At 34.1% G+C, this 1,893-nt stretch carries 2 protein-coding genes; both read right to left on the reverse strand.

Going from position 1 to position 1,893, the window contains the following annotated elements; genetic code table 11:
- Positions 1-395, reverse strand: a 395-nt coding sequence (locus V7056_RS00585) for a DUF3291 domain-containing protein (protein WP_499698433.1), incomplete at its 3' end; no start/stop codon positions are given.
- Positions 396-731: 336 nt separating this feature from the next.
- A complete protein-coding gene (locus tag V7056_RS00590; protein ID WP_499698434.1) occupies positions 732-1,772 on the reverse strand; it encodes a serine hydrolase domain-containing protein in 1,041 nt (346 codons plus the stop codon).
- Between the last annotated feature and the right edge of the window lie 121 nt (positions 1,773-1,893).

The following is a 1,893-nucleotide window of genomic DNA, read 5'->3' on the forward strand; positions in this document are numbered from 1 at the left end:
TTTTTCATGTAATAATTGTATCGCTTAAAAGCTTCTTCCCAAGATACATCATTTAAATTCTCTGTCCACCACACAACATATGGTTGATGTTTATCTTGATAAGACTCCATCCATTTGTTTCGTTCTTTCAATGCTTGCATATGATGACCCGAATAAGTAAATCGGTATAATGATTGAAGACTATTCCAAACAGTTAGTGTAATAACAGGGTCTCCCTCACCTTTTTTGATTTCTTCAGGAATTGTAACTCCAATTGGTGAGAAGTCCTCTATGAGTTGTCCTGATTTAATAGCCTGACGAAATACATCATTGCCTACTCGATAAAATTCACGAGAGGCTGGGTGGTCATACGTGTGTTTGAGTCTACCAACTGTATAAATTGAAACCATTGCCATAAATAGTCCTCCTTAAAGTTTTATACATGTATATTCGAGAAGGTTGGTCACTCATAACTAATTTCTTGTTGCAATTTAAGTATGCGTTAGTTGATTACAACTCCAGTTACTCCCTTTCCGTGGGTTGTGGAGATGAGAATGGTAGGCACGCTAAAACCACGACGTCCTGTCGTAACGCATGCATGACCCACACCCTATGGGCCTCCTGCGGGGTCTCAGCTTTCCAGCATCTCCCACAGGACTTGAGCACCTTACGTTGTAGTCAACTTCTGTCTTTAAAGAGTAAAAACAAAAAAAAGATCCCTGAAGTAGTGACTAATTGTTCCTTTTCCCCTCTTATTTCAATAAAGTACTTACTAAATTACCAAAGTTTTTTATATCTCTTAAATAATCATAACCATCAGGATTTCCTATCTTATTGTACATTCTTACTGCTACGGCATTATATTCGGGCATTACTAAACAAGTACAACCAGATGCGCCTAAAATTTGGTATGATGCTGGTGGAACATACTCCCCCAATTCACTCTCAATATATCCATTTTCGTTCTTGAACCAAAAGAATCCGTTTTGGTGAGTGTTAATCATTTCTCTTGGAGTTTGAGTTCTTGTTGTTAATTCAAATAATTCTTTTGGTAAAATCTGCTTCCCACTCAAATTACCTTTGTTAAGATGTAAATAGCCCCAATGAGCAAGTTCCCTTGCACTTACAAATAAATTTCTACCAAATCCAGTTGCATCATCTAATCTAATTTTAGGGTTTTCAAATGACTCAAATATATCTGCAACAAGATTGATATGATTCGTGATTTCCCAGCCAGTCTCAGAAAATCCAAATGGTTCAAATACATATTCTCTAATTATTTGATTTACATCCTTACCTGATACCTTTTTAATTATTCTATATAATAAACCAAGGCCAGCATCATTATATTCCCAAATGGTTCCTGGGGATGCAACTTTCACTAATCTATCGTTTTCAAGACTTAGTCCATGAGTATGAGTAACCAAATGACGTATTGTTATCTCTTTACAAATATCCTCATCTATTTCTTCTAAATAGTTTATTACTTCATCATCTACATTAGCTATTTTCTTTTCATTTAAAAGTATAGCAACTGCCAATCCTATGTAACTTTTCCGAGCGGAATATAAATTAAATCGAGAATCTTCAACGATTTCCTGACCTGTAAGAGGACAAAACCCTGAATACCATTCACCTATTACCTTATTTTCTTGTATAACATATACTGCACTACCTGTAGCTTTAATTTTGTTTTTAATATCTTCAACATACTTATATAAAGGATTTAATCTTTCTGTTTTATCTAATATTAAACATTTTTGTACTTTATTAGTTGATTGATCTGTAATCATATTTATCTCTCCCTTTTTGCTCAAATTCATATTCTACTTAAGAGAATCAAACTCCTTTAAAATATGTTAGTTCAAATAAAAAAAGAAAAAGAGCAAATCCCAAGGATTTGCTCTTTTTCTT

This window comes from Bacillus sp. JJ664 (assembly GCF_036962205.1).
In the GTDB taxonomy this organism is placed as follows: Bacteria; Bacillota; Bacilli; order Bacillales; family Bacillaceae_G; genus Gottfriedia.